At 66.7% G+C, this 26026-nt stretch carries 22 protein-coding genes; 14 read left to right on the top strand and 8 right to left on the bottom strand.

The genetic code is table 11. The features are described 5' to 3' along the window. The first annotated feature begins 17 nt into the window (after positions 1-17). From E5CHR_RS05010 to mdoH, 6 genes are all read left to right on the top strand, one after another. Positions 18-482 (top strand): hypothetical protein, encoded by a 465-nt coding sequence (locus E5CHR_RS05010; protein ID WP_162578663.1) that lies wholly within the window; start codon positions 18-20, stop codon positions 480-482. 129 nt (positions 483-611) lie between these two features. Beyond that, positions 612-1991 (top strand): tRNA (N6-isopentenyl adenosine(37)-C2)-methylthiotransferase MiaB, encoded by a 1380-nt coding sequence (gene miaB / locus E5CHR_RS05005; protein WP_162578662.1) that lies wholly within the window; start codon positions 612-614, stop codon positions 1989-1991. Further along, positions 1991-3418, top strand: coding sequence for a HAMP domain-containing sensor histidine kinase (locus E5CHR_RS05000; protein ID WP_162578661.1), 1428 nt, complete (start codon positions 1991-1993; stop codon positions 3416-3418). The genes miaB and E5CHR_RS05000 overlap by 1 nt, the downstream gene beginning before the upstream one ends. A gap of 73 nt (positions 3419-3491) precedes the next feature. Continuing rightward, complete coding sequence (locus E5CHR_RS04995; protein ID WP_162578660.1) at positions 3492-4112, top strand: hypothetical protein; 621 nt, start codon at positions 3492-3494, stop codon at positions 4110-4112. Continuing rightward, positions 4109-5539, top strand: coding sequence for a sigma 54-interacting transcriptional regulator (locus tag E5CHR_RS04990; protein ID WP_162578659.1), 1431 nt, complete (start codon positions 4109-4111; stop codon positions 5537-5539). Before E5CHR_RS04995 ends, E5CHR_RS04990 begins: the two co-directional genes overlap by 4 nt. Positions 5540-5931: 392 nt before the next feature. After that, on the top strand, positions 5932-7926 hold the full coding sequence (gene mdoH, locus E5CHR_RS04985) for a glucans biosynthesis glucosyltransferase MdoH (RefSeq protein WP_162578657.1): 1995 nt from the start codon (positions 5932-5934) through the stop codon (positions 7924-7926). A 78-nt stretch (positions 7927-8004) separates the two neighbouring features. On the opposite strand, the gene ffh is transcribed toward mdoH, so the two are convergent. Next, positions 8005-9393, bottom strand: a complete 1389-nt coding sequence (gene ffh / locus E5CHR_RS04980; protein ID WP_162578656.1) for a signal recognition particle protein — start codon at positions 9391-9393, stop codon at positions 8005-8007. 88 nt (positions 9394-9481) lie between these two features. On the opposite strand from ffh, the gene E5CHR_RS04975 reads away from it, so the two are divergent. From E5CHR_RS04975 to E5CHR_RS04940, 8 genes are all read left to right on the top strand, one after another. Beyond that, complete coding sequence (locus tag E5CHR_RS04975; RefSeq protein WP_162578655.1) at positions 9482-10291, top strand: cytochrome C assembly family protein; 810 nt, start codon at positions 9482-9484, stop codon at positions 10289-10291. Continuing rightward, positions 10288-10536, top strand: a complete 249-nt coding sequence (locus tag E5CHR_RS04970) for a PP0621 family protein (protein WP_162578654.1) — start codon at positions 10288-10290, stop codon at positions 10534-10536. The genes E5CHR_RS04975 and E5CHR_RS04970 overlap by 4 nt, the downstream gene beginning before the upstream one ends. A 75-nt stretch (positions 10537-10611) precedes the next feature. Then, positions 10612-12306, top strand: coding sequence for a sensor histidine kinase (locus tag E5CHR_RS04965; RefSeq protein WP_162578653.1), 1695 nt, complete (start codon positions 10612-10614; stop codon positions 12304-12306). 4 nt (positions 12307-12310) lie between these two features. Next, a complete protein-coding gene (locus E5CHR_RS04960) occupies positions 12311-13825 on the top strand; it encodes a sigma-54-dependent transcriptional regulator (RefSeq protein WP_162578652.1) in 1515 nt (504 codons plus the stop codon). Next, positions 13803-14411: a 1,6-anhydro-N-acetylmuramyl-L-alanine amidase AmpD gene (ampD, locus tag E5CHR_RS04955; protein WP_162578651.1), complete on the top strand. Its 609-nt coding sequence runs from the start codon at positions 13803-13805 to the stop codon at positions 14409-14411. Before E5CHR_RS04960 ends, ampD begins: the two co-directional genes overlap by 23 nt. 346 nt (positions 14412-14757) lie before the next feature. Next, complete coding sequence (locus E5CHR_RS04950) at positions 14758-17682, top strand: ribonucleoside-diphosphate reductase subunit alpha (RefSeq protein ID WP_162578650.1); 2925 nt, start codon at positions 14758-14760, stop codon at positions 17680-17682. A 149-nt stretch (positions 17683-17831) separates the two neighbouring features. Beyond that, a complete protein-coding gene (locus tag E5CHR_RS04945; protein WP_162578649.1) occupies positions 17832-19058 on the top strand; it encodes a ribonucleotide-diphosphate reductase subunit beta in 1227 nt (408 codons plus the stop codon). A 195-nt stretch (positions 19059-19253) separates the two neighbouring features. Continuing rightward, a complete protein-coding gene (locus E5CHR_RS04940; RefSeq protein WP_162583570.1) occupies positions 19254-19736 on the top strand; it encodes a histone H1-like DNA-binding protein in 483 nt (160 codons plus the stop codon). 70 nt (positions 19737-19806) lie between these two features. On the opposite strand, the gene E5CHR_RS04935 is transcribed toward E5CHR_RS04940, so the two are convergent. The 7 genes from E5CHR_RS04935 to E5CHR_RS04905 form a co-directional block, all read right to left on the bottom strand. Further along, positions 19807-20709: a carbohydrate kinase family protein gene (locus E5CHR_RS04935; protein ID WP_162578648.1), complete on the bottom strand. Its 903-nt coding sequence runs from the start codon at positions 20707-20709 to the stop codon at positions 19807-19809. A gap of 50 nt (positions 20710-20759) precedes the next feature. After that, positions 20760-21986, bottom strand: a complete 1227-nt coding sequence (locus tag E5CHR_RS04930) for a DUF3426 domain-containing protein (protein WP_162578647.1) — start codon at positions 21984-21986, stop codon at positions 20760-20762. Between the two features lie 46 nt (positions 21987-22032). Further along, positions 22033-22917, bottom strand: coding sequence for a 50S ribosomal protein L11 methyltransferase (gene prmA / locus E5CHR_RS04925; RefSeq protein ID WP_162578646.1), 885 nt, complete (start codon positions 22915-22917; stop codon positions 22033-22035). A gap of 13 nt (positions 22918-22930) precedes the next feature. After that, positions 22931-24280 carry an acetyl-CoA carboxylase biotin carboxylase subunit gene (accC, locus tag E5CHR_RS04920; RefSeq protein ID WP_162578645.1) on the bottom strand — a complete coding sequence of 450 codons (1350 nt, stop codon included), beginning with the start codon at positions 24278-24280 and terminating at the stop codon, positions 22931-22933. 2 nt (positions 24281-24282) lie between these two features. Beyond that, complete coding sequence (accB, locus tag E5CHR_RS04915; protein ID WP_162578644.1) at positions 24283-24753, bottom strand: acetyl-CoA carboxylase biotin carboxyl carrier protein; 471 nt, start codon at positions 24751-24753, stop codon at positions 24283-24285. Positions 24754-24866: 113 nt separating this feature from the next. Then, the gene (locus E5CHR_RS04910) at positions 24867-25397 is read right to left on the bottom strand and encodes a TlpA family protein disulfide reductase (protein ID WP_162578643.1); all 531 of its coding nucleotides are present in this window, start codon (positions 25395-25397) and stop codon (positions 24867-24869) included. Further along, the gene (locus E5CHR_RS04905) at positions 25394-25987 is read right to left on the bottom strand and encodes a hypothetical protein (protein WP_162578642.1); all 594 of its coding nucleotides are present in this window, start codon (positions 25985-25987) and stop codon (positions 25394-25396) included. Before E5CHR_RS04905 ends, E5CHR_RS04910 begins: the two co-directional genes overlap by 4 nt. Positions 25988-26026 lie beyond the last annotated feature (39 nt).

Below are 26026 nucleotides of genomic sequence, written 5' to 3'. Positions count from 1 at the left end.
GCCTCTGGATGAACACCATGAACCGCTGCAACACCCCCTCGATCGCTCTCATTTTGGTAGCTCTGTGCGCTCTGACGGTACCTGCTGCCGCACAGGAGCCGGTCCAGACCCAGAACGAGGCCGCGCTCGGCGGCCGCAACTTTCCCATCGGCACGCTGCGTGGCCGCTTCATGGTCGTGAATGCGCCCGAGATCCAGCTGGACGGCCAGGCCGAGCGGCTGGCGCCGGGCGCACGCATCCGCAGCGGGCAGCAGATGCTGGTCATGCCCGCGGCCCTCACCGGGCAGAACGTGCTGGTCAACTACAGGCGCGATGCTGCCGGGATGGTGAGCGAAGTCTGGATCCTCACGCCCGAGGAGGCCCAGGCCAAGCGCGAAACCGCCGACAAGCCGCTGCTGAACTTCTGGCCGTTCGTGGCCGATACCGGCCCGCGCGACGACGGCAAGACGCCGTTCGACCAGTTGCCCCGCTACGGCCAGTAGCCGTCGAATCCGGGTGCCGGACGCGAGAACGCGCGAGGACATCCGAAAGCCTTTTTCTGCTCTCTCCATGCGTCCTTCGCGGATCCTTCCGGACACCGCTTCCCGACGGCACCTTCACGGAGCCTTCCCATGACCCCCAAAGTTTTCATCAAGACCTTCGGCTGCCAGATGAACGAGTACGACTCGGACAAGATGGCCGACGTGCTGCGCGCTGCCGAAGGCTACGAACCCACCACGAACGTCGAAGAGGCCGACCTCATCCTCTTCAACACCTGCTCGGTGCGCGAAAAGGCGCAGGAGAAGGTGTTCTCCGACCTCGGGCGCGTCAAGCACCTGAAGGCGCGCGGCGTGAAGATCGGCGTCGGCGGCTGCGTGGCCAGCCAGGAAGGCGCGGACATCATTGCCCGCGCGCCCTACGTCGACGTGGTCTTCGGCCCGCAGACGCTGCACCGCCTGCCGGAGCTGCTGCAGCAGCGCGATCGCGCCGGCCAGCCGCAGGTGGACATCAGCTTTCCGGAAATCGAGAAGTTCGACCACCTGCCGCCGGCAAGGGTCGAGGGCGCGACTGCCTTCGTCTCGATCATGGAAGGCTGCTCCAAGTACTGCAGCTACTGCGTGGTGCCCTATACGCGCGGCGAGGAGGTGAACCGGCCGCTGGACGACGTCCTGGTGGAGGTCGCCGGCCTGGCCGACCAGGGAGTGCGCGAAGTCACGCTGCTGGGCCAGAACGTCAATGCGTACCGCGGCAGCATGGGCAGCACAAGCGAGATCGCCGACTTCGCGCTGCTGATCGAGTACATCGCCGAGATCCCCGGCATCGAGCGCATCCGCTACACCACCAGCCACCCCAACGAGTTCACGCCGCGCCTGATCGAGGCCTATGCCCGCGTGCCCAAGCTGGTGAGCCACCTGCACCTGCCGGTGCAGCACGGCAGCGACCGCATCCTGATGGCGATGAAGCGCGGCTACACGGCGATGGAATACAAGAGCACGGTGCGCAAGCTGCGCGCCATCCGCCCCGACCTTTCGCTGAGCAGCGACTTCATCGTCGGTTTTCCCGGTGAGACCGACGCCGATTTCGAAAAAATGATGAAGCTGATCGACGAACTCGAGTTCGACAACAGCTTCAGCTTCATCTTCAGCCCGCGCCCTGGCACGCCCGCGGCGCAGCTGCATGACGACACCCCGCACGACATCAAGCTGGCACGGCTGCAGCGGCTGCAGGCGGTGATCGACGGCAACGTCAAGCGGTTTGGCCAGGCCCGCGTGGGCACGGTCCAGCGCGTGCTGGTCGAAGGCCGCTCGCGCAAGGATGCGCAGGAGCTGATGGGCCGCACCGAATGCAATCGGGTGGTCAACTTCCAGGGCGACCCGCGGCTCGCCGGCTGCATGATCGACGTGCGCATCACCCGCTCGCTGGCCTATACGCTCCGCGGCGAGGTTCCCACGGCGGAATCGACCGCGTCGTCGGCAGCGTCATCCGCAGCTGTTGCCGCGCCGACCGCCTGATGGCGAGCCTGAAGTCGGCACGCGGCTCGTTCCAGCAGTTGCTGCTGTTCGCGTTTCTGCTGATCACCGCGCTGCTGGTGGGCGTGGCCTTGCGCTCGGTGTTCCAGTACGACGCGCTGATGATCCAAAGCCGCAACGCCGCGGGCCGCGCGCTCACGCTCTCGGGCGCGGCGCAGTCCCTGGCCGAGCGCAGTGCCGCAATGGAGCGCGCCGGGCGCCAGTCGCTGGTGCTCAACGATGCGGTGCTGCGCCGCCGCTTCGACGACGCGGCGCGCGATGCCCAACACGCGCTCGATCGGCTGGGCGCGAACGGCCTGCCCGCCACCGGTCTCGATCTCTGGCGCGCCCAGCTGGCCGTGATCGAGGGATTGATGAAAGGCGCACCCGAGACCGCGCTCGCGCGCGAGAGCTCGATGGCGATGCAGTTCCGCGACCTCGATGCGCTCAACACCAACATCGCCCAGCAGGCCCAGATCCTGATCGAGGCGCAGAACAACGCGCTGGCGCAGCGCATCGAGAACGCGCGCCAGCGCCTGATGCGCGAGGTGCTCGCCGCCAGTACGTTGGCCGTGGCGCTCGCGCTGGCCTTCGGCGTGTGGCTGGCGAGGCCTTTGAAGCGGCTGCAGCGCGCGATCGTCGGACTCGGCGAGAACCGGCTCGATGAGCCGATCGACATCCGCGGCCCCGCCGACGTGCGGCGCATTGCGCAACAGCTCGAATGGCTGCGGCTGCGGTTGACCGAGCTGGACGCCGACAAGGCACGCTTCCTGCGCCACGTATCGCATGAGCTCAAGACCCCGCTGGCTGCACTGCGCGAAGGCGTCTCGCTGCTGGAGGATGGCGTGACGGGCGCGCTGAATCCTGCACAGCGCGAGGTGGCGCAGATCCTGCAGCAGAACACCGTCGCGCTACAGGGGCAGATCGAGGCCCTGCTGCGCTTCAACGCGGCGGCCTTCGAGGCGCGCGAGCTGCGTCGCCAGCGCACGCCGCTGCTGCCGCTGATCGAGGAGCAGATCGAGGCCCAGCGCCTCCAATGGCAGGCGAACGGGCTGACGGTAAGGGCCGAGGGCGAGCCGATCTCGGTGGTGGTCGACCCGGCCAAGCTGGGCACCGCGGTGGCCAACCTGCTGTCGAATGCCATCCGCTACTCGGCGCGCGGCGGCACCATTGCAATCACCGTATCGAGCACGCCCGACATCGTCTCCATCGAGATCCAGGACGCCGGCCCCGGCATCGCCGAGGGCGATCGCGACCGCATCTTCGAGCCTTTCTACCGCGGCGAGCGCCAACCCCAGCATGCCGTCAAGGGCACTGGCATCGGGCTGTCGATCGTGCAGGAGTACATTGCAGCTCATGGCGGTCGCATCGCGCTGCTGCCGGAGGGACCCGGGGCGCGCTTCCGCATCGAGCTGCCGCGCTCCACCTGACCACCGCCCCCGCCTCAAGCGTTTTCTCCGACCCATGCCCTTCAGTCCGATCGCTCGCAGATCCGCATTTGCCATGACCGTGCTGGTCATGCCGTTGCTGTTCGCTGCATGCGCGGCGCCGCCCGCACCGCCGCCCGAACCGGTCGCCGTGCAGCCGCCGCCACCCCCTCCCCCGCCGCCGCCCGTGCAGCCCGTCGAGGCCGAGCCGATGGCGCCGGCCACGCAGCCAGCGCTGGTCTTCGCGCAGCTCACGCAAGGCCCCGTGGCGGCCCTGCTCGGCTACGCCGACAAGGTGCGTCCGCTAGCAGGCAACGAGCTCGCCAACGAGATCTCACGCCTGGGCGAGCCCGGCGAGCAGCCCCTGGTCCAGATGCAGCTGGCGCTGCTGCTCGCACAGACGCGCGTTCCGGCCGATCTCGCGCGGGCGCTCGGGCTGGTGCAGCGCGTGATCGCCAATTCGGCAACCGAGGCCCAGCCGCTGCACTCGCTCGCCCGGCTGCTGGCCGCGCGCTACCAGGAGCAGCGCCGCGTCGAGGACGAGCGCGACCGCCAGGCCCAGCAGGTGCGCGACAGCCAGCGCCGCATCGACCAGCTGAGCGATCGCATCGAGGCGCTGCGTGCCATCGAGCGCAGCTTCTCGCGCCCCAACAGCCCGCCCCCGGTCGCGCCGGCGGCTCCCAAGCCCGCACCATGAACAACACCGGTTCTACCAAGGCATCCTCCAGCCCGCCCGGCGCGCGCCTGCTGGTCGTGGACGACGACGCGGACATGCTGCGCCTGCTGTCGATGCGGCTGATGGGCGCCGGCTACCAGGTGACTGCGGTGACCTCGGCCGAATCGGCATTGACGCAGCTCGAGATCGAGCATCCCCAGCTGGTGCTGAGCGACGTGCGGCTGCCGGGCCGCGACGGCCTGCAGCTTTTCGATGAAATTCGCAAGCGCCACCCCACGCTGCCGGTGATCCTGCTGACGGCCCACGGCACCATTCCCGATGCGGTCGAAGCCACGGCCCGCGGCGTCTTCACCTACCTGACCAAACCCTACGACGCTCGCGAGCTGCTCGACAAGATTGCGCAGGCGCTGGCGCTCGGCGCGCCCGCCCCCAGTGGCGGGAAGGGCGTCGACGAAGGCTGGCGTTCGGAGATCGTGAGCCGCAGCAACCGCATGGCCGAGCTGCTGGCCGAGGCCCGGATGGTGGCCAAGTCCGACGCCAGCGTGCTGCTGCGCGGCGATAGCGGCGCCGGCAAGGAGTTGCTGGCCCGCGCCATCCACCGGGCCAGTGCGCGCGCCGAAAAGCCCTTCGTGGCGGTCAACTGCGGCGCCATTCCGGAGGCGCTGCTGGAATCGGAGCTCTTTGGCCATGTGAAAGGCGCCTTCACCGACGCGGTCGCCAATCACAAGGGGCTGTTCCAGCAGGCAGACGGCGGCACCCTGCTGCTCGACGAGATCGGCGACATGCCGCCGGCGCTGCAGGTCAAGCTGCTGCGCGTGCTGCAGGAGCACGCGGTGCGGCCGGTGGGCTCGACCCAGTCCATCGAAGTCGATGTGCGGATCATCTCCGCCACCCATCGCGACCTCGATGCCGCCATGGAGGCCGGGCAGTTCAGGGAAGACCTGTACTACCGCCTCAACGTGGTGACGCTCCACCTGCCGCCGCTGTCGGCGCGGCGCGAGGACATCCCGCTGCTGGCCAACCATTTTCTGAACCGGCTCTCGACCAAGTACGGCAAACGCCTTTCAGGTTTTGCGCCGGAAGCGCTCAAGGCACTGACCATGGCGCCGTGGCCGGGCAACGTGCGCCAGTTGTTCAACGTGGTCGAGCAGGTGTGTGCACTGTCGAGTTCGCCGCTGATTCCGCTGGCCCTGGTGCAGCGGGCGCTGCGCTCGCCCAGCGTCGAAGTCCAGACCTATGCCGAAGCCAAGCAGCGCTTCGAGCGCGAGTACCTTGTGGGCCTGCTCAAATTGACCGACGGCAACGTGGCGGACGCGGCCCGTCTGGCCGACCGCAACCGCACGGAGTTCTACCGGCTCCTCCAGAAGCACGGACTCACCCCCGGGCACTTCAAATCCGATGCCGCGTCGCCCGGCGGCGATGCTGTCGCTGACGAGCGACGGCCCTAAGTCGTTGATTTCGTTGGAGATTAACCGACGGTTTACCAAGGCTGTCGGGATCCGGCGACAGATTAGGGGTTTTTGGTGGCCTTTTGGTTTCAAAAACGGCCTGAGACAGCGCCCGCCCGACCCAACCCGTTGATCTGATTAGGTTTTTCGACGCTGGCACGGGGTTTGCCCTTAGAAGGGCATGACAGCACTCACCAGCCCATCTTTCGCACTGCGTCCGCAGCGCGACGGCCTGCGTCAAAAGCAGTTTTCCCTCCCCCGGCCCCGCGCCGCGGGTCATTCGCCGGCCGGCCTGGCCAACGGCGGCGGTGCGGCACCGGACTGTGTCTTCAAGCGTCTTCCGGCAATCGGCGACACGCCTTCCGTCGGCAAACAACGTTGATGAGTTGCACATGAAGCCCAACGATTTCTCCCAGCTCAATGTTCTCACCGAGGCGGATTTCTCCCCCCGCAGCCTGCTGCGCGAAGAACGCCATCCCAACTCGGTGACAGCGCCCCCGATCAACCGCGGCTCGATGACCCCCCGTCCCTGGCGCGGCTTCTGGAACAGCATCGGCACGGCGCTGCTGGTCAAGCTCGGCGCCGGTGGCAAGGCCGCAGCCGTCGCATCGCGCGCGCCGCAACGTTCCCAGGCATGGCAACGCGCGGCCCAGCAGCGCCGCATGGCCTTCATGGCGTTGACCGTGTTCAGTACGGTCGTCGCGTCGACGCTGTTCGCCCGCGTGCAGCCGGACTACGGCAATCTCTGGCTCGAGTACAGCCAGATCGCCCTCTACGGCCTGCTCTCGGGATGGGTGGTGACCGGTTTCGTGACTGCGCTCATGGGCTTCTATGTCTCGGTGCGCGGAGACAAGCATGCGCTGTCAGCCAGCCAGGTGGCCGACCATCCGATGAACCCGGAAGCGCGTACCGCGATCATCATGCCGATCTGCAACGAGGACGTGGCCACGGTCTTCGCCGGCCTGCGCGCCACCTGCGAATCCGTGGCGGCAACGGGTCATGCGCCGCAGTTCGACGTCTTCGTGCTGTCCGACAGCTACACGCCCGAGGTCGCAGCCGCCGAGCGCGCCGCCTGGGAAGATCTGCGCGCCGCGCTGGCCGACAACCCGAACCAGCCACAAGTCGAGGTGTATTACCGCCTGCGCAAGCGCCGCACCCACCGCAAGGCCGGCAACGTGGCCGACTTTTGCCGCCGCTGGGGCAAGGACTACCGCTACATGGTGGTGCTCGATGCCGACAGCGTGATGAGTGGCGACTGCCTGACTTCAATGGTCAAGCTGATGGAGGCCAATCCGTCCGCCGGCATCATCCAGACCGCGACGCAGGCCATCGGCCACGTCACCCTGCATGCCCGCGCCCAGCAATTCGCCTCCCGCGTGACGGGTCGCCTGTTCACACTGGGCATGCAGTTCTGGCAGCTCGGCGAGTCGCATTACTGGGGCCACAACGCCATCATCCGCGTCGAGCCCTTCATGCAGCATTGCGCGCTGGCGCCGATCAAGGGCACCGGCGGCATGGCGGGCGGCATCATGTCGCACGACTTCGTCGAGGCCGCGCTGATGCGCCGCGCCGGCTACCACGTGTGGCTGGTCGCCGACCTGGTCGGCAGTTACGAGCAGCAGCCGCCGGACTTGCTGGCAGAGCTGCAGCGTGACCGCCGCTGGTGCCAGGGCAACCTGCAGAACGCCCGCCTGATGGCGGAGCCCGGGCTGCACCCGGTGCACCGTGCGATGTTCGTGACCGGCACCATGGCTTATGCCTCGGCGCCGATGTGGCTCGCATTCCTCACGCTGGGCACCGCCTTGTGGCTGACCGGCTCGAGCGTGGTCACGCATTGGCTTGCAATGCCGATGGAACTGGCCGGCCTTTGGCTGTGGACCTTGTGCCTGCTGTTCCTGCCGCGCATGCTGGGCATTGCAGCGGTAGTGATGCGCCGCGAGCAACGCCAGTACGGCGGCGTCGGCGGCCTGCTCAAGAGCGCGGCCCTGGAAAGCGCGCTGGCCATCGTGCAGGCGCCGGTGCGGATGCTGGCGCATTCGCTGTTCGTGGTGGTGGCGCTGACCGGCATCAAGCTCGACTGGAAGTCGCCGCCGCGGGAAGCCGCCGCCGTGCCGTGGCGCATCGCTTTCAGCCAGCTCGCGCCGATGTCGCTGGTCATCGCTGCGCTGGCGGTAGGCATTGCGCTGATCGACGCCAGTGCGCTGGTCTGGCTGATGCCCGTGGGCCTGCCGCTGCTGCTCGCCGTCCCGCTGACGGTGCTGACGAGCCAGATCGCGCTCGGCAACGCCATGCGCGACCGGGGCTTCCTGGTGATTCCGGAAGAATCGCGTTCGCCGGCGGTGCTGCGCAGGGCTTGGATGCACGCTGTTCGGCTGGCGCGCGCCTGAGGGTTCGCCACCCACGAAAAAGCCCGCTCAAGAGCGGGCTTTTTCTTTGCGCCTCGCGCGAAAGCGCTGGTAGCGAAATCAGAAGCGCGGCATGCCGCCCCCGCCTCCGCCCATGCCGGGCAGGCCCTTCATGCCGCCCATGCGCTTCATCATCTTCATCAAACCGCCGCCCTTCATCTTCTTCATCATCTGCTGCATTTGCTCGAACTCGTTGAGCAGCCGGTTCACCTCCTGAACCTGCACCCCAGCCCCGGCCGCGATGCGGCGCTTGCGCGTCGCCTTGAGCAGCTCCGGCTTGCGCCGCTCCAGCGGCGTCATGCTGTTGATGATGCCTTCCTTGCGCCGGATGTCGCGTTCCGCGCGGGTCATGTCGGCATCGGTGGCCTTGGCGGCGAGCTGCTGCGGCAGCTTGTCCATGATGCTGGACAGTCCACCCATCTGCTTCATCTGCTGCAGCTGGCCGAGGAAGTCGTTCAGGTCGAAGCCCGCGCCGCTCTTGACCTTGGCCGCCAGCTTCTGTGCCGCCGCCACGTCGACGCCGGCAGTGACCTGTTCGACCAGCGCCACGATGTCGCCCATGCCGAGGATGCGGCCCGCATGGCGCTCGGCATCGAATACCTCCAGGCCGTCGATCTTCTCGCTGACACCGGCGAACTTGATCGGTACCCCTGTCACCTGCCGCACCGACAGCGCGGCGCCGCCACGCGAGTCGCCGTCGGTCTTGGTGAGGACGATGCCCGTCAGCGGCAGCGCTTCCTTGAAGGCCTTGGCGGTGTTGATCGCGTCCTGCCCCTGCATGGCATCGACCACGAACAGCGTCTCGACCGGGTTCAGTGCCGCGTGCAGTTGCTGGATCTCGTTCATCAGCACCTCGTCGATCGCAAGACGGCCGGCCGTGTCGACCAGCAGCACATCGAAGAAGTGGCGCTTGGCGTGATCGAGAGCGGCGCGGGCGATGTCGAGCGGCTTCTGCTCCGGCGTGCTCGGGAACCACTCGGCACCCGCCTGCTTCGTGACGGTCTTGAGCTGCTCGATGGCGGCCGGCCGATACACGTCGCCCGACACGGTCAGCACTTTCTTCTTGCGCTTCTCGATCAGATGCTTGGCCAGCTTGGCGGTGGTGGTGGTCTTGCCGGAGCCCTGCAAGCCGGCCATCAGGATCACGGCAGGCGGCTGCGCCACCAGGTTGATGTCAGCCACCCCCTCGCCCATGGTCGCGGCGAGCTCGCGGTTGACGATACCCACGAGCGCCTGGCCTGGCTTGAGCGAGCCCAGCACTTCCTGGCCCATGGCCTTGTCCTTGACGCGCGCCACGAAGTCGCGCACCACCGGCAGCGCGACGTCGGCCTCCAGCAGCGCCATGCGCACTTCGCGCAACATGTCCTGCACATTGCTTTCGGTGATGCGGGCCTGCCCGCTGACCTGCTTGACGAGGCGTGTGAATTTTTCGGTGAGGGCGCTGGCCATGGTGTTTCCCCGCGGGCGGGTTCGGTAGGTGGGGAGCGGGGGCGTCTTCTCGGAAATCGCGCAGAGGCGAGACGCTAAACTCCGGCCGATGATTTTAGCGATCCCCTCCCCACTCGGCGTGGCGCTGGGCATCGCCACCGCCGCTGCCTACGGCGCGACCGCCGCAGCCTCTTCATGGCTCGGTCGGCCGTCCACGCAATGGATGCTGGGCCTGGCCTGGGCGCTGCACGCCTGCGTGCTCGCCTGGTCGCTGGCCGGCGGCGATCCGCGCTTCGGCTTCGCGCCGGCACTCTCGGTCACTGCCTGGCTGGTGATGACCGTCTACGGCATCGAGAGCCGCCTCTATCCGCAGCTCAAGGTGCGGCGTTTGCTCGCGGTGTTAGGTGCGGCCGCCGTGCTGCTCGCGCTGGTATTTCCGGGCACGCCGCTGCACGTCTCGGCCTCGCCCTGGCTGCCGCTGCACCTGGCGCTGGGCATCGCGTCCTACGGCCTGTTCGGCGCGGCAGTCATCCACGCCTGGCTCATGACGCGGGCCGAGAAGCAGATGCGGTTGGCGACCGAACCGAAGGCCGGCGTGCCCCTGCTCACCATGGAGCGGCTGACCTTTCGCTTCGTAACCGCCGGCTTCGTGCTGCTGTCGGCCACCCTGCTCGCCGGCCTGCTGTTCAGCGAGCAGCTGTACGGCGCCAATGCGCGGGGCTGGAAATGGGACCACAAGACGGTGTTCTCGGTGCTCGCCTGGATCAGCTTCGCGGTGCTGCTGGTCGGCCGGGCACGCTTCGGCTGGCGCGGCCGCACCGCGCGGCGTGTGCTCTATGCCGGCGCGGCCCTGCTGCTGCTGGCCTATGTGGGCTCGCGCTTCGTCCTTGAGATAGTGCTGGGGCGCGCAGCGGCATGAAATACCTGCTTGTCCTCGCGGTCGTCCTGGTGGCGATATGGCTTTGGCGCAAGGGCCGGCGCGAAGAGCTGCAATCGCGCACGCGACCGCCCCCGCCTGCACCCGCACCAGGCAGCATTGCGCCGCCGCAAGCCATGCTGCGCTGCGCGCACTGCGGGCTGCACCTGCCGGCCGCTGACGCGCTGCGCGATGCGAACGGTACGGCTTACTGCAGCGCGGCGCACCGCCGGGCCGCAACGCACTGACCAAGGCCGATCGATGCGTCGCCGGGCCGTTTCCAAGGCGAACAGCACTGCAGGCCGCAGCACGGAAGGGGCCCGATGAGCACCTTCCTCTGGTCGCGCGCAGAGCCCGGGACCGACTGGACACCGCTCGACCACGCGGCCAGCCGCAATAGCTCGGCCCTGCTGCGCCTGTGGCGCGGCTTCATGACTGCGCGCAGCTTCGTCGCCGTCGTGCTGTTGTTGCTCCAGGCCGTGGTCATCGCGCTCGGGCAGGCCGTGCAGCCGATGGTCGTCGCGCTCACGGGTGGCTACCTGGTCGCCACTCTCCTGGTCGCGCGCTATGCGCACTTCCAGCCGCCGGTGCGGCGCTTCGGCACGGCCTGGCTGTCGACCATCGGCGTCGACCTGGTGGTCTTCAGCGCGCTGCAGTTGCTGCAGGTGGGCAGCATCAACTACACGCCGCTGTTCGCCCTGCCGGTGCTGATGGGCGCCGTTTTGGGCAACGGAGCCGTCGGCCTCGGCACCACGGCGATGGTCACGCTGTTGCTGCTGGCGCATGCCGGCTGGTATTGGCTGCAACAGCAAGCAGAACCTTCGGCGCGCTTCGTGCAGGCCGCGCTGACCGGCACAGGCCTGTTCGTGGTGGCGCTGCTCGCGCACGAGCTGGCGCGGCGCCTGATGCGCGAGGAGGCATTGGCGCAACGCAACCAGGGGACGGCCCAGATGCATGCCCTGGTGAACGACCTGGTGATCGAAACGCTTAGCGAAGGCGTGCTCGTGATCGACGCCAAAGGCCAGGTGCACGCAGCCAACCCCGCCGCCGACGCGATCCTCGGACAGGGACTGGCCCAGCTCGAACTGCCTTTCGTGCTGGGCGCGCACCCGGCCTGGATGCCGCTGGCCGCGATCGCGCGCAATACCTTCTCGCGGCGCACGTCGCAGTCGCGCGAGATCCCGATCGCGCAGGCCCAGGGCGCACCGCGCGAGGTGCGGGTGCGCACGCGGCTCACCCGCGCGGCAGAGCGTGGCATCGAGAGCCTGTGCGTCATGTTCCTGCAGGATCTGCGCGAACTCGAGGCGCGCATTCGCACGGAGAAGCTCGCGGCCATGGGGCGCATGTCGGCAGCGGTCGCGCACGAGATCCGCAACCCGCTTGCCGCGATCACGCAAGCCAGCGCGCTGCTGGGCGAGGACCTGGTCGATCCGGGCCACCGGCAGCTGACGACCATGGTCCAGCAGAATGCACAGCGGCTGTCGCGCATCGTCGACGACGTGCTCGACGTCGCGCGGGCCCGCCAACAGCGGGTGCTGCCGCTCGGCGAGCAGCTGGTGCTCGATCCGACGGTACGCACGCTGGCCGAGGAGTGGGTGCAGCAAACGCAGCGCCAGGGCGTGCTGCTGGTGCTGGAGGCGCCCGGCAGCGTGGTGCGCTTCGACATCGAGCACTTGCGGCGCATCCTTGTCAACCTGCTCGACAACGCGGCGCGCTACGCGGGCGCGCGCGACGGCTCGATCCAGGTGACGACGCGGCTGAACGCGGCCGGCCGTGCCAGCCTCCAGGTGTGGAGCGACGGCGCGCCGCTGGAGCCCGCGGTGCAGCGCCATCTGTTCGAGCCCTTCTTTTCGTCCGAGAGCCGCTCCAGCGGCCTCGGCCTCTACCTGTGCCGCGAGCTGTGCGAGCGCCACGGCGCCACCATCGGCTACGAGCGCCGCGCCCTGCCGGCAGGCGGGCCGGAGGGCAACGAATTCGCTGTCGTCTTCATGCCGGGGGAAGCAGGGCTGACACAATAGCGCCGTGAGCAGCCTCAACCCGCCCGGACCGCGCCCCGCACAGATCCTGGTCGTCGACGACGAGCCCGACCTGCGCACGCTCTACGAGCTCACGCTGCTGCGCGAAGGCTACCGCGTCGAGGCGGCCGGCAGCGTGGCGGAGGCACGTGAACATCTGGACGCGGGCCGCTTCGATGCCGTCATTACCGACATGCGCCTGCCCGACGGGCTCGGCATGGAGATCCTGCAGCGCATCCAGCAGGAGCAGCGCAGCGAGCGCTGCGTCGTGATGACGGCTTACGGTTCGGCCGAGAACGCGGTAGAGGCCCTGAAGGCGGGCGCTTTCGATTACCTGACCAAGCCGGTCGACCTGAAGCAGTTCCGTACGGTCGTGGCTTCGGCGGTGCAGGCGCAGCGTGCGCCCGCGCGGCCGGTGCGCACCGCGGAGGGTCACGGCACCAAGCTGGCAGCGGCTGTCGGCAACGCTGGCACAGCGGCGCTCGAAAGGCTGGTGGGCACCTCGGAGCCGATGCGCCAGGTCAAGTCGCGCATCGCGAAGGTCGCGCGTGGCATGGCGCCGGTGCTGGTGCGCGGCGAGTCCGGCACCGGCAAGGAGTTGGCAGCGCGGGCGGTGCATGCGTGCAGCCAGCGCAGCGATGGCCCCTTCGTTGCGGTCAACTGCGGCGCCATTCCCGAGAACCTGCTCGAGGCTGAATTCTTCGGCGCCAGGAAAGGCTCCTACACCGGTTCCTCCCAGGACCGCGACGGCTATTTCCAGGCCGCTCGCGGCGGCACGCTCTTCCTCGATGAGATCGGCGACCTGCCGCTGGCCATGCAGTCCAAGCTGCTGCGCGCCATCCAGGAACGCAGCGTGCGGCCGATCGGGTCGACCCAGGAAGACACCGTCGACGTGCGCATCGTGAGCGCCACCCACAAGGACCTTCAGGCCGAGGTGCAAGCCGGCCGCTTCCGCCAGGATCTGTTCTACCGGCTCAACGTGATCGAGATTGCGGTGCCCGCGCTGCGCGAGCGCCGTGAGGACCTGCCGGCGCTCTGTGAGGCGCTGCTCGCCCGGATTGCGCGCGACGCCGGGATGCCGATTCCGGCGCTGTCTCCCGAGGTGCTGCAGCGGCTGTCGCAGCATCCGCTCAACGGCAACGTGCGCGAGCTGGAGAACCTGCTGCACCGCGCCGTTGCCCTGAGCGACGGCGATGTGCTGCACATCGATGTCTCGAGCGCCGCGGCGCCGCCGGACCCGGCGAGCCCGTCGCCCGTCAGTGCGGTGCAGGCACCGGCCGAACAACCGCAGGCGGCACCGAGTGCGGCGAAACCCGCTGCGGTCCCGAACGACCTGCAAAGTTATCTGGATCAGCAGGAACGCGAGATCCTCGTGCGCGCGCTGCAGGAAAGCGGCTTCAACCGCACCGCGGCCGCGGCGCGCCTGGGCCTGAGCCTTCGGCAGATCCGCTACCGCATTGCGCGCCTGGGCATTGCGACCCCCGGCGGCGAAGAGAACAATGGCAGCGGCGCCGACGACTGATGCCCGCAGCGCGGAGCTCTGGCAAGACGGCTGGTACCGATTCGCGCGATCGCTGCGCTCGCCCAACTTCGGACCGCGTCCGGCGGGCGCGCAGATCGACCTGATCGTGCTGCACTCCATCAGCCTCCCGCCCGGGCGCTATGGCGGCGACGAGGTGCAGCGGCTCTTCACGAACATGTTGGACTGGGATGCGCACCCCTACTTCGACCGCATTCGCGGCCTCGAGGTCTCGGCCCATTTCTATGTGCGCCGCAATGGCGAGCTCTGGCAGTTCGTGAGCTGCGACGACCGCGCCTGGCATGCCGGGCCTTCGTTCTGGCGTGGCCGCCCCAACTGCAACGACGATTCGATCGGCATCGAGCTCGAGGGCCTGGAGGGCGAGGGCTTCGAGTCGGCGCAATACGAAACCCTGACCAGTCTCTGTCCCGCCATCGCGCAGCGCTACGCCATCGCCTTCGTCGCGGGTCACGAGCACATCGCGCCAGGCCGGAAGGCGGACCCGGGCAGCGGCTTCGACTGGCTGCTTCTGCAACAGCATCTGGGCTGGCAGCGCACCATGTTCCCCGACGCGGTCAGGGCACGCTGAATTTTTTCAATCTTCACCTCAGGCCCGATGCGGCGGCGCCACGTCGCGGTCCGCGGCCGTCGCTTGCAGCCCCTCAGCAACCATGCGCCTTCCAGGCCCAAATGCGTGCGCAAGGCGCATGGAGAGCGGCGCGCGCTAAGGTCTTTCAGCAACGATGCGGCATAACTCGTCATCCGGGCCATTTCCCAGCCGGATGCATGCCATTGAACTACAAGGAAAACACTACATCTAGTGGGTTGTGGCCCTCACAGACCCCAGATATAGTGTGCCCTGCCCCGTGCTCCGCACCGACCCCCGGTCAAACCGGCACGGCAGCCCCAACAAGAATTCCCCAACAGAGGACCGAATGCAAACTGCCCAGAACCATCCCGCCACGCTCCGCGCCGTTCCCTCGACGCCGCAACAAGCCCGTGACAAGGCCGGCTCACCCGCCGGCAATGCGCTCGCCAACTACCAGATCATTCGCCGCAATGGCGCGGTCGTTCCTTTCGAGCCGAACAAGATCGCGATCGCGATGATGAAGGCGTTTCTTGCGGTGCACGGCACGCAGGGTGCCGCCTCCGCCAGCGTGCGCGAAACAGTCGATACGCTGACCCAGGGCGTGGTGCGCGCCATGCTGCGCTCGCGCCCCGGCGGCGGTACCTTCCATATCGAGGATGTGCAAGACCAGGTCGAGCTGGGCCTGATGCGCGGTGGCCATCACGAGATCGCCCGCGCCTATGTGCTGTACCGCGAGCGCCGCGCCCAGGAGCGTTCCAAGCAGGGCGAGCAGGATGCGCCGATCGCGGTCTCCACGCTGCACGTGCTCGACCGCGGCGAGCGCGTGGCGCTCGACCTCAACGAGCTCAAGGGGCTGATCGCGTCCGCCTGCGCCGGCCTGGGCGAGAGCATCACCGATGGACCGATCGTGGCCGAGACCATGCGCAACCTCTACGACGGCGTGCCGCTCGACGAGGTGTACAAGGCCTCCATCCTCGCTGCCCGCACCCTGATCGAGAAGGACCCCGACTACACCTTCGCCACCGCGCGCCTGCTGCTGCACACGATCTTCAAGGAAGTGGTCGGCCGCGAAGTGCCCCCCGCCGAGCGCGCCCAGGCCTACGCAGACAACTTCCCGCTGTTCATCAAGAAGGGCGTGGACAACGAGCTGCTCGACGAAAAGCTGCAGCAGTACGACCTGGCCCGCCTGGGCGCTGCGCTCAAGCCCGAACGCGACCTGCAGTTCGACTATCTCGGCCTGCAGACGCTGTACGACCGCTACTTCCTGCACGTGCGCAAGACCCGCATCGAGCTGCCGCAGGCCTTCTTCATGCGCGTGGCCATGGGGCTGGCGCTGAACGAGATCGACCGCGAGGCACGCGCGATCGAGTTCTACGAAGTGCTGTCCTCCTTCGACTTCATGTCCAGCACGCCCACGCTGTTCAACAGCGGCACGCTGCGCTCGCAGCTCTCCAGCTGCTACCTGACCACGGTGCCCGACGACCTCGACGGCATCTACGAGTCCATCAAGGAAAACGCCCTGCTCTCCAAGTTCGCGGGCGGCCTGGGCAATGACTGGACCCGCGTGCGCGCGCTCGGCAGCCACATCAAGGGCACCAACGGCGAATCGCAAGGCGTGGTTCCCTTCCTCAAGGTCGTGAACGACACGGCGGTCGCGGTCAACCAGGGCGGCAAGCGCAAGGGCGCGGTCTGCACCTACCTCGAAACGTGGCACCTCGACATCGAGGAGTTCCTGGAGCTGCGCAAGAACACAGGCGACGACCGCCGCCGCACGCACGACATGAACACGGCGAACTGGATTCCCGACCTGTTCATGCGCCGCGTCATGGAAAAGGGCAACTGGACGCTGTTTTCACCGTCCAGCGTGCCCGACCTGCACGACAAGTTCGGCGCCGACTTCGAGGCCGCCTACGTGGCGTATGAAGACAAGGCCGCGCGCGGCGAGATCAAGCCCAGCCGCACAGTGCAGGCCACCGACCTCTGGCGCAAGATGCTCACGATGCTGTTCGAGACCGGCCATCCCTGGATCACCTTCAAGGACGCCTGCAACGTGCGTTCGCCTCAGCAGCACGCCGGCGTGGTCCACTCGTCCAATCTCTGCACCGAGATCACGCTCAACACCAGCGACACCGAAACGGCCGTCTGCAACCTGGGCTCGGTCAACCTGCTGCAGCACCTGAAGGATGGCAAGGTCGACCAGGAAAAGCTGCAACGCACGGTCGCGACGGCGATGCGCATGCTCGACAACGTGATCGACATCAACTACTACGCGGTGAAGAAGGCGCGCGATTCCAACCTGCGCCATCGTCCGGTCGGCCTGGGCCTGATGGGCTTCCAGGACGCGCTGTACGAGCTGCGCATCCCCTACGCTTCGCAGGAAGCAGTGCAGTTCGCCGACGAGTCGATGGAAGCGATCTGCTACCACGCCTATTGGGCGTCGACCGAACTGGCCCGCGAGCGCGGCCGCTATTCCAGCTACAAGGGCTCGCTGTGGGACAAGGGCGTGCTCCCGCCCGACACGCTGGACCTGCTCGAAAAGGCGCGCGGCGGCTACGTCGAGGTCGACCGCTCGTCCACGCTCGACTGGGACGCGCTGCGCCAGAAGATCAAGGCCGACGGCATGCGCAATTCCAACTGCGTCGCCATCGCGCCGACTGCCACTATCTCCAACATCATCGGCGTGGACGCCTCGATCGAGCCCTGCTTCGGCAATCTCTCGGTGAAGTCCAACCTCTCCGGCGAGTTCACCGTGATCAACCACTACCTGGTGCGCGATCTGAAGCGCCTGGGCCTGTGGGACGACGTGATGGTGATGGACCTCAAGCACTTCGACGGCTCGTTGCGCCCGATCGATCGCGTGCCGCAAGACGTGAAGGCGCTCTATGCAACTGCGTTCGAGATCGAGACCACCTGGCTGGTCGAGGCGGCCGCGCGCCGCCAGAAGTGGATCGACCAGGCGCAGTCGCTGAACATCTACATGGCCGGCGCCTCGGGCAAGAAGCTCGACGACACCTACAAGCTCGCGTGGCTGCGTGGCCTGAAGACCACCTACTACCTGCGTACGCAGAGCGCCACGCACGCCGAGAAGTCGACAGTTCAATCGGGCCGGCTCAACGCGGTGTCCTCGGGCGGCTCGATGGATGCGCCTTCATCGAGCATGAGCGCGCTCGAAGCGGCTGCGGCGGCTGCGCAGGCACAGCTCAGTGCGATGCCGGCCACCGACATCGCCTTCTGCGGCGTCGACGATCCGACGTGCGAAGCATGCCAGTGATGTCGGCGTGAAGACGCAGCGATTCGCGGCATCGCCCGACAAATGACGATGCAAGCGAACAACATAACGGCAACATAAATAGAGCGCGATGTGAAGAGCACTTTGCAACTCACATCGTTGCTCACATAATTTGAGCATTGGATTTTTCTATGTTGACCTGGGACGAAGAAGTCAAGCCCTCCTTGCCAAAGGATCTGCAACAAGGCATGCGGCAACCATCGAGCAGCGACGCGCAAGCCAGCCGCTCGATGGAGCATCCGACTTCGCAAACAGCGCCCGCCCTCGCTTCCCTTCCGCGCAAGCTCGATGATGGCGCTGTCGCCCGCACGCAGCAGCCGGCGCCCGCCATGCCTGCCGCACGCCGCGTCAAGGCGGCCGACAAGCGCATCATCAATGGCCAGACGGACGTCAACCAGTTGGTGCCGTTCAAGTACAAGTGGGCATGGGAGAAGTACCTCGCCACCTGTGCCAACCACTGGATGCCGCAGGAAGTGAACATGACGCGCGACATCGCGCTCTGGAAAGACCCGAACGGCCTGAGCGAGGACGAGCGCCGAATCGTCAAGCGCAACCTCGGCTTCTTCGTGACGGCCGACTCGCTGGCTGCCAACAACATCGTGCTGGGCACCTACCGCCACATCACGGCCCCCGAATGCCGCCAGTTCCTGCTGCGCCAGGCCTTCGAGGAGGCGATTCACACGCACGCTTACCAGTACATCGTCGAGTCGCTGGGCCTGGACGAGAGCGAAATCTTCAACGCCTACAACGAGGTGCCGTCGATCCGCGAGAAGGACCAGTTCCTCATCCCCTTCATCGACGCCATCAGCGACCCGAACTTCCACACCGGCACGCACGAGAACGACCAGACGCTGCTCAAGTCGCTGATCGTCTTCGCCTGCCTGATGGAAGGCTTGTTCTTCTACGTCGGCTTCACGCAGATCCTCGCGCTGGGCCGCCAGAACAAGATGACCGGTGCCGCCGAGCAGTACCAGTACATCCTGCGCGACGAGTCGATGCACTGCAATTTCGGCATCGACCTGATCAACCAGCTCAAGCTCGAGAACCCCCACCTCTGGACCGCGGAGTTCAAGGCGGAGATCAAGGCCCTCTTCCTGAAGGCCGTTGAACTCGAGTACCGCTACGCCGAAGACACCATGCCCCGCGGCGTCCTCGGCATGAATGCCTCCATGTTCAAGGGCTACCTGCGCTACATCGCCAACCGGCGGGCACAGCAGATTGGCCTGGAAACGCTCTTCCCGAATGAGGAAAACCCTTTCCCCTGGATGAGCGAAATGATTGACCTGAAGAAGGAGCGCAACTTCTTCGAGACCCGGGTGATCGAGTATCAATCGGGTGGTGCGCTTTCCTGGGATTGAATAGTTCCGACAAGAAAAATGGATTCAAGAATAGCCATCACCGTCGACATGCACCGGAGAGTGCGGCGGCGGTGATGGCACAGGTGTTCATGGCGCTGGAGCTCGATCCAACGCCATGAATCGCTTCGCGATGACCAACATGCGTGGAGTGCTTCAAAGGTTGATTTTTTCAACTTGATCAAGGAGAAAAGAGAAATGGCAACTGCAAAGAAAGCGCCGGCTAAGAAAGCCGCTGCAAAGAAGGCTCCGGCCAAGAAGGTCGCTGCTGCCAAGAAGGCACCGGCCAAGAAGGTCGCAGCGAAGAAGGCTCCTGCCAAGAAGGTAGCGGCCAAGAAGGCACCGGCGAAGAAGGCCGCAGCGAAGAAGGCTCCTGCCAAGAAGGTAGCGGCCAAGAAGGCACCGGCAAAGAAGGCCGCAGCGAAGAAGGCTCCTGCCAAGAAGGCGGCAGCCAAGAAGGCGCCGGCGAAAAAGGCCGCAGCGAAGAAGGCTCCTGCCAAGAAGGCCCCCGCGAAAAAGGCCGCAGCCAAGAAGCCCGCCGCCAAGAAAGCAGCGAAAAAGCCTGCTGCCAAGAAGGCCGCGAAAGCGCCCGCCAAGGCCGCCGTAACGCCTGCACCTGCAGCGCAAACGACGCTGAACCCCCAGGCAGCCTGGCCGTTCCCCACGGCCAGCAAGCCCTGAGTCGCTCAGCAGCCTTGAAGGCAAAAGCCCGGCACTTCGGTGCCGGGCTTTTTTTATTTCAGATCAAGGCTCAGAGTCCGAGCGACTGGCGATCCACCTGATAGTTCTGCGGCCCGCGCTGCGCGATCTTGAGTGCGCCAAGACGATTGCCGAGAGCGGCACAGCGCGAGAGCGGCCAACCCTGCTCCAGCCCGTACAGCAGCGCGCCGCGCCAGGCATCGCCGCAGCCCGTGGGCTCGACCACTGCGGTCGGCTTGACGGCCAGCACGTGCTCGCGCTCGCCTCGGGTCCACACCTCGCAGCCCTCGGCCGCCAGAGTGACGACCAGGCCCTGCACGCGCTCGGAGATCTCGGCAATGCTCCAGCCGGTGCGCTGCGAGAGCATCTTTCCCTCGTAGTCGTTGACCACCACCCAGTTCGCCAACTCCACGAAATGCCGCAGCGCTTCGCCGTCGAACATCGGGAGGCCTTGGCCCGGATCGAAAACGAAGGGAATGTTGGCCGACTTGAACTGCTCCGCGTGTTGCAGCATCGCCTCGCGTCCGTCGGGCGCCACGATGCCCAGCCGGATATCGTCGCGCGCTGTCACCGTCGTGATGTGCGCCTGCTGCATGGCCCCGGGATGAAAGGCGGTGATCTGGTTGTTGTCCCGGTCGTTCATGATCATGGCCTGAGCGGTGAAACTGTCGTCCACCTGCCGCACGAACTCCGTGCTGATGCCGAGCGAGCGCAGCCGCTCCAGATAGTCGCCGCCATCGCTTCCGACGGTCGCCATCGGCAATGCCCTGCCGCCCAGCGCGTTGAGGCTGTAGGCGATATTGCCGGCGCAGCCGCCGAAGTCGCGCCGCAAGCCGGGAACCAGGAAGGACACGTTGAGGATGTGCAACTGATCAGGAAGGATCTGATCGGCGAACCGGCCCTCGAAGGTCATGATCGTGTCGAACGCGAGAGAACCGCAAATCACTGCTGCCATGGATGAACCGCCGGTTGAATTGAGAGAAGAAAAAAGATAAAAGCGCCGCTTCAGGGATAGAAGGCCAGCAGATGAAAGCCTGCCACCGGCGGCAGGGCCGCCGCCTCGGAGCCGGTGAGCGCGAGCGGCAGCGAGGCCGTCCGCTCGGCGCGCGCCGGTAGCACGGAGGGCGCGCCGAATTCCGCGGGCATGAGGACGCGCCGCACCACCGCACGCTCCTGGGTGTCGAGCAGGGACAGCTCGATGGCGGGCATCGCGAGCGGGAGCGGCGCGCCATTGCGCAAGGTGAAGTTCAGCCTGTAGGCGTCGCCGCCCTTCTCGCGCGCGAAGGAGGCGCCATCGATCGTGATGTCGGCAATCTGCTTCGGCGCCGAAAGCTCGCAGCCCGTCAGTCCGCACAAGGCCGCGAGCGCCGGGCGCAGCGAAGGCTGCCGCGCAGCAATCGCGTCGCGCTCCTGATGCAGCACCTGAACGACAAGGAGGACCGCGGCGAACACAGCCATGCCCACCGAGGCGCGGCGCACACCCGTGCGTTGCCAGAAGGCTGCGCCCCCGGCCGCGGCCGCTGCGAAGCGGGGCAGCCCACGCGGGGAGTCGAGCACGGAGTCCGGCTCGCTAGCTGCCAGTACCACCGGCGCCGATTCGCGCGCGGCCCGCTCTTCTCCCCGCGCCTTCGCGCGAGCGATCTTGGCGGACTTGGCGCGCGCGCGGCGCAGGGCTTTCTGCAGTTGCACGTTCGCTGCGTCCTCCTCCGCGGTTCTTGCAGGTACCGGCGTCGCCTCGAGCGGCGCCGGCTTCTCTGGACGCACCTCGCTGCTGATGCGCGGCGCGGCCGCCAAGTTCAAGTCGATGCTCGGAAATGGCGAAAGGGAAGGGTATGGCGGCACCTTATCGGCAGCTGCTTCGGCGATTGGCGCCGCGCTCTCGGGCCAAGATTCGTCCGCGGCGACACCGGTGAAGGAAGGAAGATCGAATTTACGCACCGGCCCCTCGGGCTCCCACGGCGCTTGAGATGCCGGCGGCTCCGCGGGCGCCTCGGCCTGCTCCTGCGCGGGCAAGGCCTGGACCGGGGGCACTGCTGGAGTGGGCGTGCCTGCCGCTGCTTCGAGCGGCGCGACCACCTTGGGTGCAACGGTCGGGGACTCATGCAGGTCGAGCGTCGCATCGAAGACTTCGCTGCAGCGGCCGCAGCGGACCCAGCCCTCTGAGATGCGAAGCTGGTCCCTCACCACCTTGAAGGTGGTGCCGCAGGCAGGGCAGCGGGTGACCAGGCTCATGAGGCGCCGATTGTATTGGCGCTGGGTCCGAAGGCGGCGGGCGGACTCAGAGCGTTGCGGTCATGAGGATCCAGCCGTCCTCGGTGTCGCTCACCTCGAGCGCGGCATAGGGCGCATAAGCCAGCTTGAGCTCGTCGGCCTGGCGCTCGAGGATGCCGGCCAGCACCAGCGCGCCGCCCGCCGCCACATGCTCGCACAGGAGAGGCGCCAGCACCTTGAGCGGCGTGGCGAGGATGTTCGCGAGCACGACGTCGTAGCGACCACGGGCGAGTTCGCTCAGGCCGGCCTTCAATTGCACGCCGTTGGCCTCGGCATTGAGGCGGGTCGCTTCGACCGCGGCCTCGTCGATGTCCACCGCATCGATCTCGGCAGCGCCGAACTTTGCCGCGCCGATCGCGAGAATGCCGGAACCGCAGCCGTAGTCCAGCACGCGCTTGCCGCCCATGGCTGCGCCGGACGCGATCCAGCGCAGGCACATGCGCGTGGTCGGATGCGTGCCGGTGCCGAAGGCCAGGCCCGGGTCCAACCGGATCACCTGCCGCGCCCCCGCCGGCGGCTCGTGCCAGGTGGGCACGATCCAGAACTCGGGCGTGATCTCGACCGGAGCGAACTGCGATTGCGTGAGCCGCACCCAGTCCTGCTCGGGCACGTCGGCCAGGCCCAGCAGCTGGCAACCGTCGAAGAAATCCTGCGCGGCCAGCACGGCGGCCGCCTCGCGCGCCTGCGCCTCGTCAGCGAAGAGAGCGATCACCCGGGAACGCTGCCAGCCCTCCTTCGGCGGCGGCATGCCCGGTTCGCCGAACAGCGCCTGCTCGGCATCGGTCTGGGCGTCCGCGTCCTCGACCGAGACGCTCAGCGCGTCGAGCGCCTCGAGAGCTTCGCTCAGCGTCTCGACACGGTCCTCCGGAACGAGCAGGCGAAGTTCGAACATGGGACGGCCCCGCTCAGCGCTTGTGGGCTGCGAGCCACTCTTCGAGGTAGTGGATGTTGGTGCCGCCGCTCATGAACTTGGCATCCACCATCAGCTCGCGGTGCAGCGGAATGTTGGTTTGGATGCCTTCCACCACGGTCTCGTTCAGCGCCGTGCGCATGCGCGCGAGCGCCTGTTCGCGGGTGTCGCCGTGCACGATGATCTTGCCGATCATCGAGTCATAGTTGGGCGGTACAAAGTAGTTGGTGTAGACGTGGGAATCCACCCGCACCCCCGGGCCGCCCGGTGGATGCCACATCGTGATGCGGCCGGGCGACGGCGTGAACTTGTAGGGGTCCTCGGCGTTGATGCGGCACTCGATGGCGTGGCCGCGCATCTCGATCTGCCGCTGCGTGAACGGCAGCCGCTCGCCGGCCGCGACCATGATCTGCGTCTTCACGATGTCGATGCCGGTGGTGAACTCGGTGACCGGGTGCTCGACCTGCACGCGCGTGTTCATCTCGATGAAATAGAACTCGCCGTTCTCGTAAAGGAATTCGAAGGTGCCGGCGCCCCGGTAGCCGATCTTCTTGCAGGCCAGGGCGCAGCGCTCGCCAATTTTCTCGAGCAGCTTGCGCGGAATGCCGGGCGCGGGCGATTCTTCGATGACCTTCTGGTGGCGCCGCTGCATCGAGCAGTCGCGCTCGCCCAGGTAGACCGCATTCTTGTGCTTGTCGGCCAGCACCTGGATCTCGATGTGGCGCGGGTTCTGGAGGAACTTCTCCATGTAGACCGAGGGATTGTTGAAGGCCGCAGCGGCCTCCGCCTTGGTCATCTGGATCGCGTTGACCAGCGCTGCCTCGGTGTGAACCACACGCATGCCGCGACCGCCCCCGCCACCCGCCGCCTTGATGATGACGGGATAGCCGATGGCGCGCGCAATCCGCTTGTTGATCGCGGCGTCATCGGACAGCTCGCCCTCCGAGCCCGGCACGCACGGCACGCCGGCCTTGAGCATGGTCTGCTTGGCCGATACCTTGTCGCCCATGATGCGGATCGACTCGGGCGTGGGACCTATGAACTGGAAGCCGCTCTGCTCGACGCGCTCGGCGAAGTTGGCGTTCTCGCTCAGGAAGCCGTAGCCGGGGTGGATGGCTTCGGAATCCGTCACCTCGGCAGCCGAGATGATGGCGGGCATGTTCAGGTAGCTCTGGGAGGACGGCGCCGGGCCGATGCAGACCGCTTCTTCCGCCAGCTTTACATACTTGGCTTCGCGGTCGGCCTCGGAATAGACCATGACCGCCTTGATGCCCAATTCACTGCAAGCGCGCTGAACGCGCAGGGCAATCTCTCCGCGGTTAGCGACCAGAATCTTCTTGAACATGGTCACTCGATGACGAACAGCGGCTGGCCATATTCGACCGCCTGACCGTTTTCGCCGAGGATCTGTGTGACGGTGCCGGATTTGTCGGCTTCGATTTCGTTGAGGATCTTCATCGCCTCGATGATGCAGACGGTGTCGCCTTCCTTCACCTGGCTGCCGACTTCGACGAAGGCCGGTGCGCCCGGGCTCGAGGAGCGATAGAAGGTACCGACCATGGGTGACTTGACCACATGACCGGTCGGCCCTGCCTCCGCCGCAGGGGCTGCAGCAGGGGGCGCAGCAACAGCACCCGCCGGAGCGGCGCCGGTGACAGGCCCTGCCGCAGGAGCAGGGACGGTTTGCACGTACTGGATGGGTGCCGCTGCCCCAGCCTTCACAATCCGGACCTTGCCTTCGGCTTCAGTGATTTCCAGCTCGGAAATATTCGATTCGGACACCAGGTCGATCAGTGTCTTGAGCTTGCGCAGATCCATGGAACTCCAGCGCCGGCATTGCCGGCCATGAGGACTTAACTCACGAGAAAATCGGCCTACTTCGGCGTTCAGTCGCCAAGTGGCCGATTGGGGAGACCGATTCTAGCTGTGAACTATGCCCGCCGCCACGTCTGGAGGTCGGCAGGCTCGATCTTGCCCATTTTACGAGCCGCAATAGTACCTGCGGCGTCCGCCACCACGCTAAAGGGCAAGCCGCCTGCCGTATTCCCTAGGCCCTTGACGAGTTCGGTCCCTTGCAGGCCGGCCAATCCGATGGGGTAGCTCACCGGAGTTTTGCCAAGAAACTTGCGCACCGCGCTCGGCTGGTCGATTGCCAATCCCACGACTTGCCACCCATTCGACGCATTTTCGCGAAAGAAGGCGTCAATCATCGGCATTTCTTCGATGCAAGGCGGACACCAGGTGGCCCAGAAATTGATGAGAAGGGGCCTGCCTTTCATTGTCTCGAAGACAAGCTCTCCACCTTCGGGCCGTTCGAAACGCTGACTCCAGAAAGCGCCGTCCAGCCGCTCCGCGCCACCATCGGCGCGCCGGTGCCACACCGCACCTCCGATGCCGGCGATGGCCGCCGCGGCGGCAACGCCTCCGTAGAGCCAGCTGCGGCGCGTAGGCCTCGGATTCATCCGTTTTCCTTTTCGATCAGCCGCCGCAGCGCAGCCATGTTGCCCCTGGGCACACGCCCCTGGGCATCGGGTTTGAGGGCGCCTCGCAGATCGTCGAGGTCGTAGATCAGCAGATGAACGCCGATCTCTTCGCCCAAGGCGCGGCTCGCCACATGGATGCTCAGCGCCTCGACCTGCTCGCCGTGGAAGCCCGTCACCATGCGCGGCTCGTAGTCGACATGGTGGTCGATCAGCGTGATTTCCGCCGACTTCGAGTCGTCGCAGAAGAGCTGGATATAGATGTCTGACAGCCGCGTTGCCGTGCCGTGCCAAACGGCGCCGCCGATGTGGGGCCTGTACTGCGCCATGTGCTCCATCCATTCGAGCGCGAGCATGCGAAGGGCATGCAGCTCCTTGGGCTGCGTGTCGGCGCAATAGAGCCGGATGTAGTCGCGCACCTCGCTCTCGACCTCGTCGTTGTGAGGCAGCGGGGTGCGCGCAGGAAGGCCCAGGTCGCGCAGCGCGCGGCGCTTGGCCGGGCCGTACTCCAGCCCCTCCTCGACGATGAGGCGGGCTGCGGCGGCGGCGATTTCCTGCTTGGGCACGTCCATCGACCCATTTTGCACAAAGGCGGGCGCGTGCAGAAGAGC

It is taken from the genome of Variovorax sp. PBS-H4 (assembly GCF_901827205.1).
Lineage (GTDB): Bacteria > Pseudomonadota > Gammaproteobacteria > Burkholderiales > Burkholderiaceae_C > Variovorax.
This window is presented reverse-complemented; position numbering and strand designations above follow the sequence as displayed.

Excerpts from the sequence above, each read along its gene's own strand:
- E5CHR_RS04935 (WP_162578648.1), bottom strand. The coding sequence starts at position 20,709 with ATGGCAGCAGTGATTTGCGGTTCTCTCGCGTTCGACACGATCATGACC.
- E5CHR_RS04950 (WP_162578650.1), top strand. The coding sequence starts at position 14,758 with ATGCAAACTGCCCAGAACCATCCCGCCACGCTCCGCGCCGTTCCCTCG.
- E5CHR_RS04930 (WP_162578647.1), bottom strand. The coding sequence starts at position 21,986 with ATGAGCCTGGTCACCCGCTGCCCTGCCTGCGGCACCACCTTCAAGGTG.
- ffh (WP_162578656.1), bottom strand. The coding sequence starts at position 9,393 with ATGGCCAGCGCCCTCACCGAAAAATTCACACGCCTCGTCAAGCAGGTC.
- prmA (WP_162578646.1), bottom strand. The coding sequence starts at position 22,917 with ATGTTCGAACTTCGCCTGCTCGTTCCGGAGGACCGTGTCGAGACGCTG.
- E5CHR_RS04940 (WP_162583570.1), top strand. The coding sequence starts at position 19,254 with ATGGCAACTGCAAAGAAAGCGCCGGCTAAGAAAGCCGCTGCAAAGAAG.
- E5CHR_RS04905 (WP_162578642.1), bottom strand. The coding sequence starts at position 25,987 with ATGGACGTGCCCAAGCAGGAAATCGCCGCCGCCGCAGCCCGCCTCATC.
- E5CHR_RS04970 (WP_162578654.1), top strand. The coding sequence starts at position 10,288 with ATGAAATACCTGCTTGTCCTCGCGGTCGTCCTGGTGGCGATATGGCTT.
- accC (WP_162578645.1), bottom strand. The coding sequence starts at position 24,280 with ATGTTCAAGAAGATTCTGGTCGCTAACCGCGGAGAGATTGCCCTGCGC.
- E5CHR_RS04990 (WP_162578659.1), top strand. The coding sequence starts at position 4,109 with ATGAACAACACCGGTTCTACCAAGGCATCCTCCAGCCCGCCCGGCGCG.
- accB (WP_162578644.1), bottom strand. The coding sequence starts at position 24,753 with ATGGATCTGCGCAAGCTCAAGACACTGATCGACCTGGTGTCCGAATCG.
- E5CHR_RS05000 (WP_162578661.1), top strand. The coding sequence starts at position 1,991 with ATGGCGAGCCTGAAGTCGGCACGCGGCTCGTTCCAGCAGTTGCTGCTG.
- E5CHR_RS04910 (WP_162578643.1), bottom strand. The coding sequence starts at position 25,397 with ATGAATCCGAGGCCTACGCGCCGCAGCTGGCTCTACGGAGGCGTTGCC.
- E5CHR_RS04995 (WP_162578660.1), top strand. The coding sequence starts at position 3,492 with ATGACCGTGCTGGTCATGCCGTTGCTGTTCGCTGCATGCGCGGCGCCG.
- E5CHR_RS04965 (WP_162578653.1), top strand. The coding sequence starts at position 10,612 with ATGAGCACCTTCCTCTGGTCGCGCGCAGAGCCCGGGACCGACTGGACA.
- ampD (WP_162578651.1), top strand. The coding sequence starts at position 13,803 with ATGGCAGCGGCGCCGACGACTGATGCCCGCAGCGCGGAGCTCTGGCAA.
- E5CHR_RS05010 (WP_162578663.1), top strand. The coding sequence starts at position 18 with ATGAACCGCTGCAACACCCCCTCGATCGCTCTCATTTTGGTAGCTCTG.
- E5CHR_RS04945 (WP_162578649.1), top strand. The coding sequence starts at position 17,832 with ATGTTGACCTGGGACGAAGAAGTCAAGCCCTCCTTGCCAAAGGATCTG.
- E5CHR_RS04975 (WP_162578655.1), top strand. The coding sequence starts at position 9,482 with ATGATTTTAGCGATCCCCTCCCCACTCGGCGTGGCGCTGGGCATCGCC.
- miaB (WP_162578662.1), top strand. The coding sequence starts at position 612 with ATGACCCCCAAAGTTTTCATCAAGACCTTCGGCTGCCAGATGAACGAG.
- mdoH (WP_162578657.1), top strand. The coding sequence starts at position 5,932 with ATGAAGCCCAACGATTTCTCCCAGCTCAATGTTCTCACCGAGGCGGAT.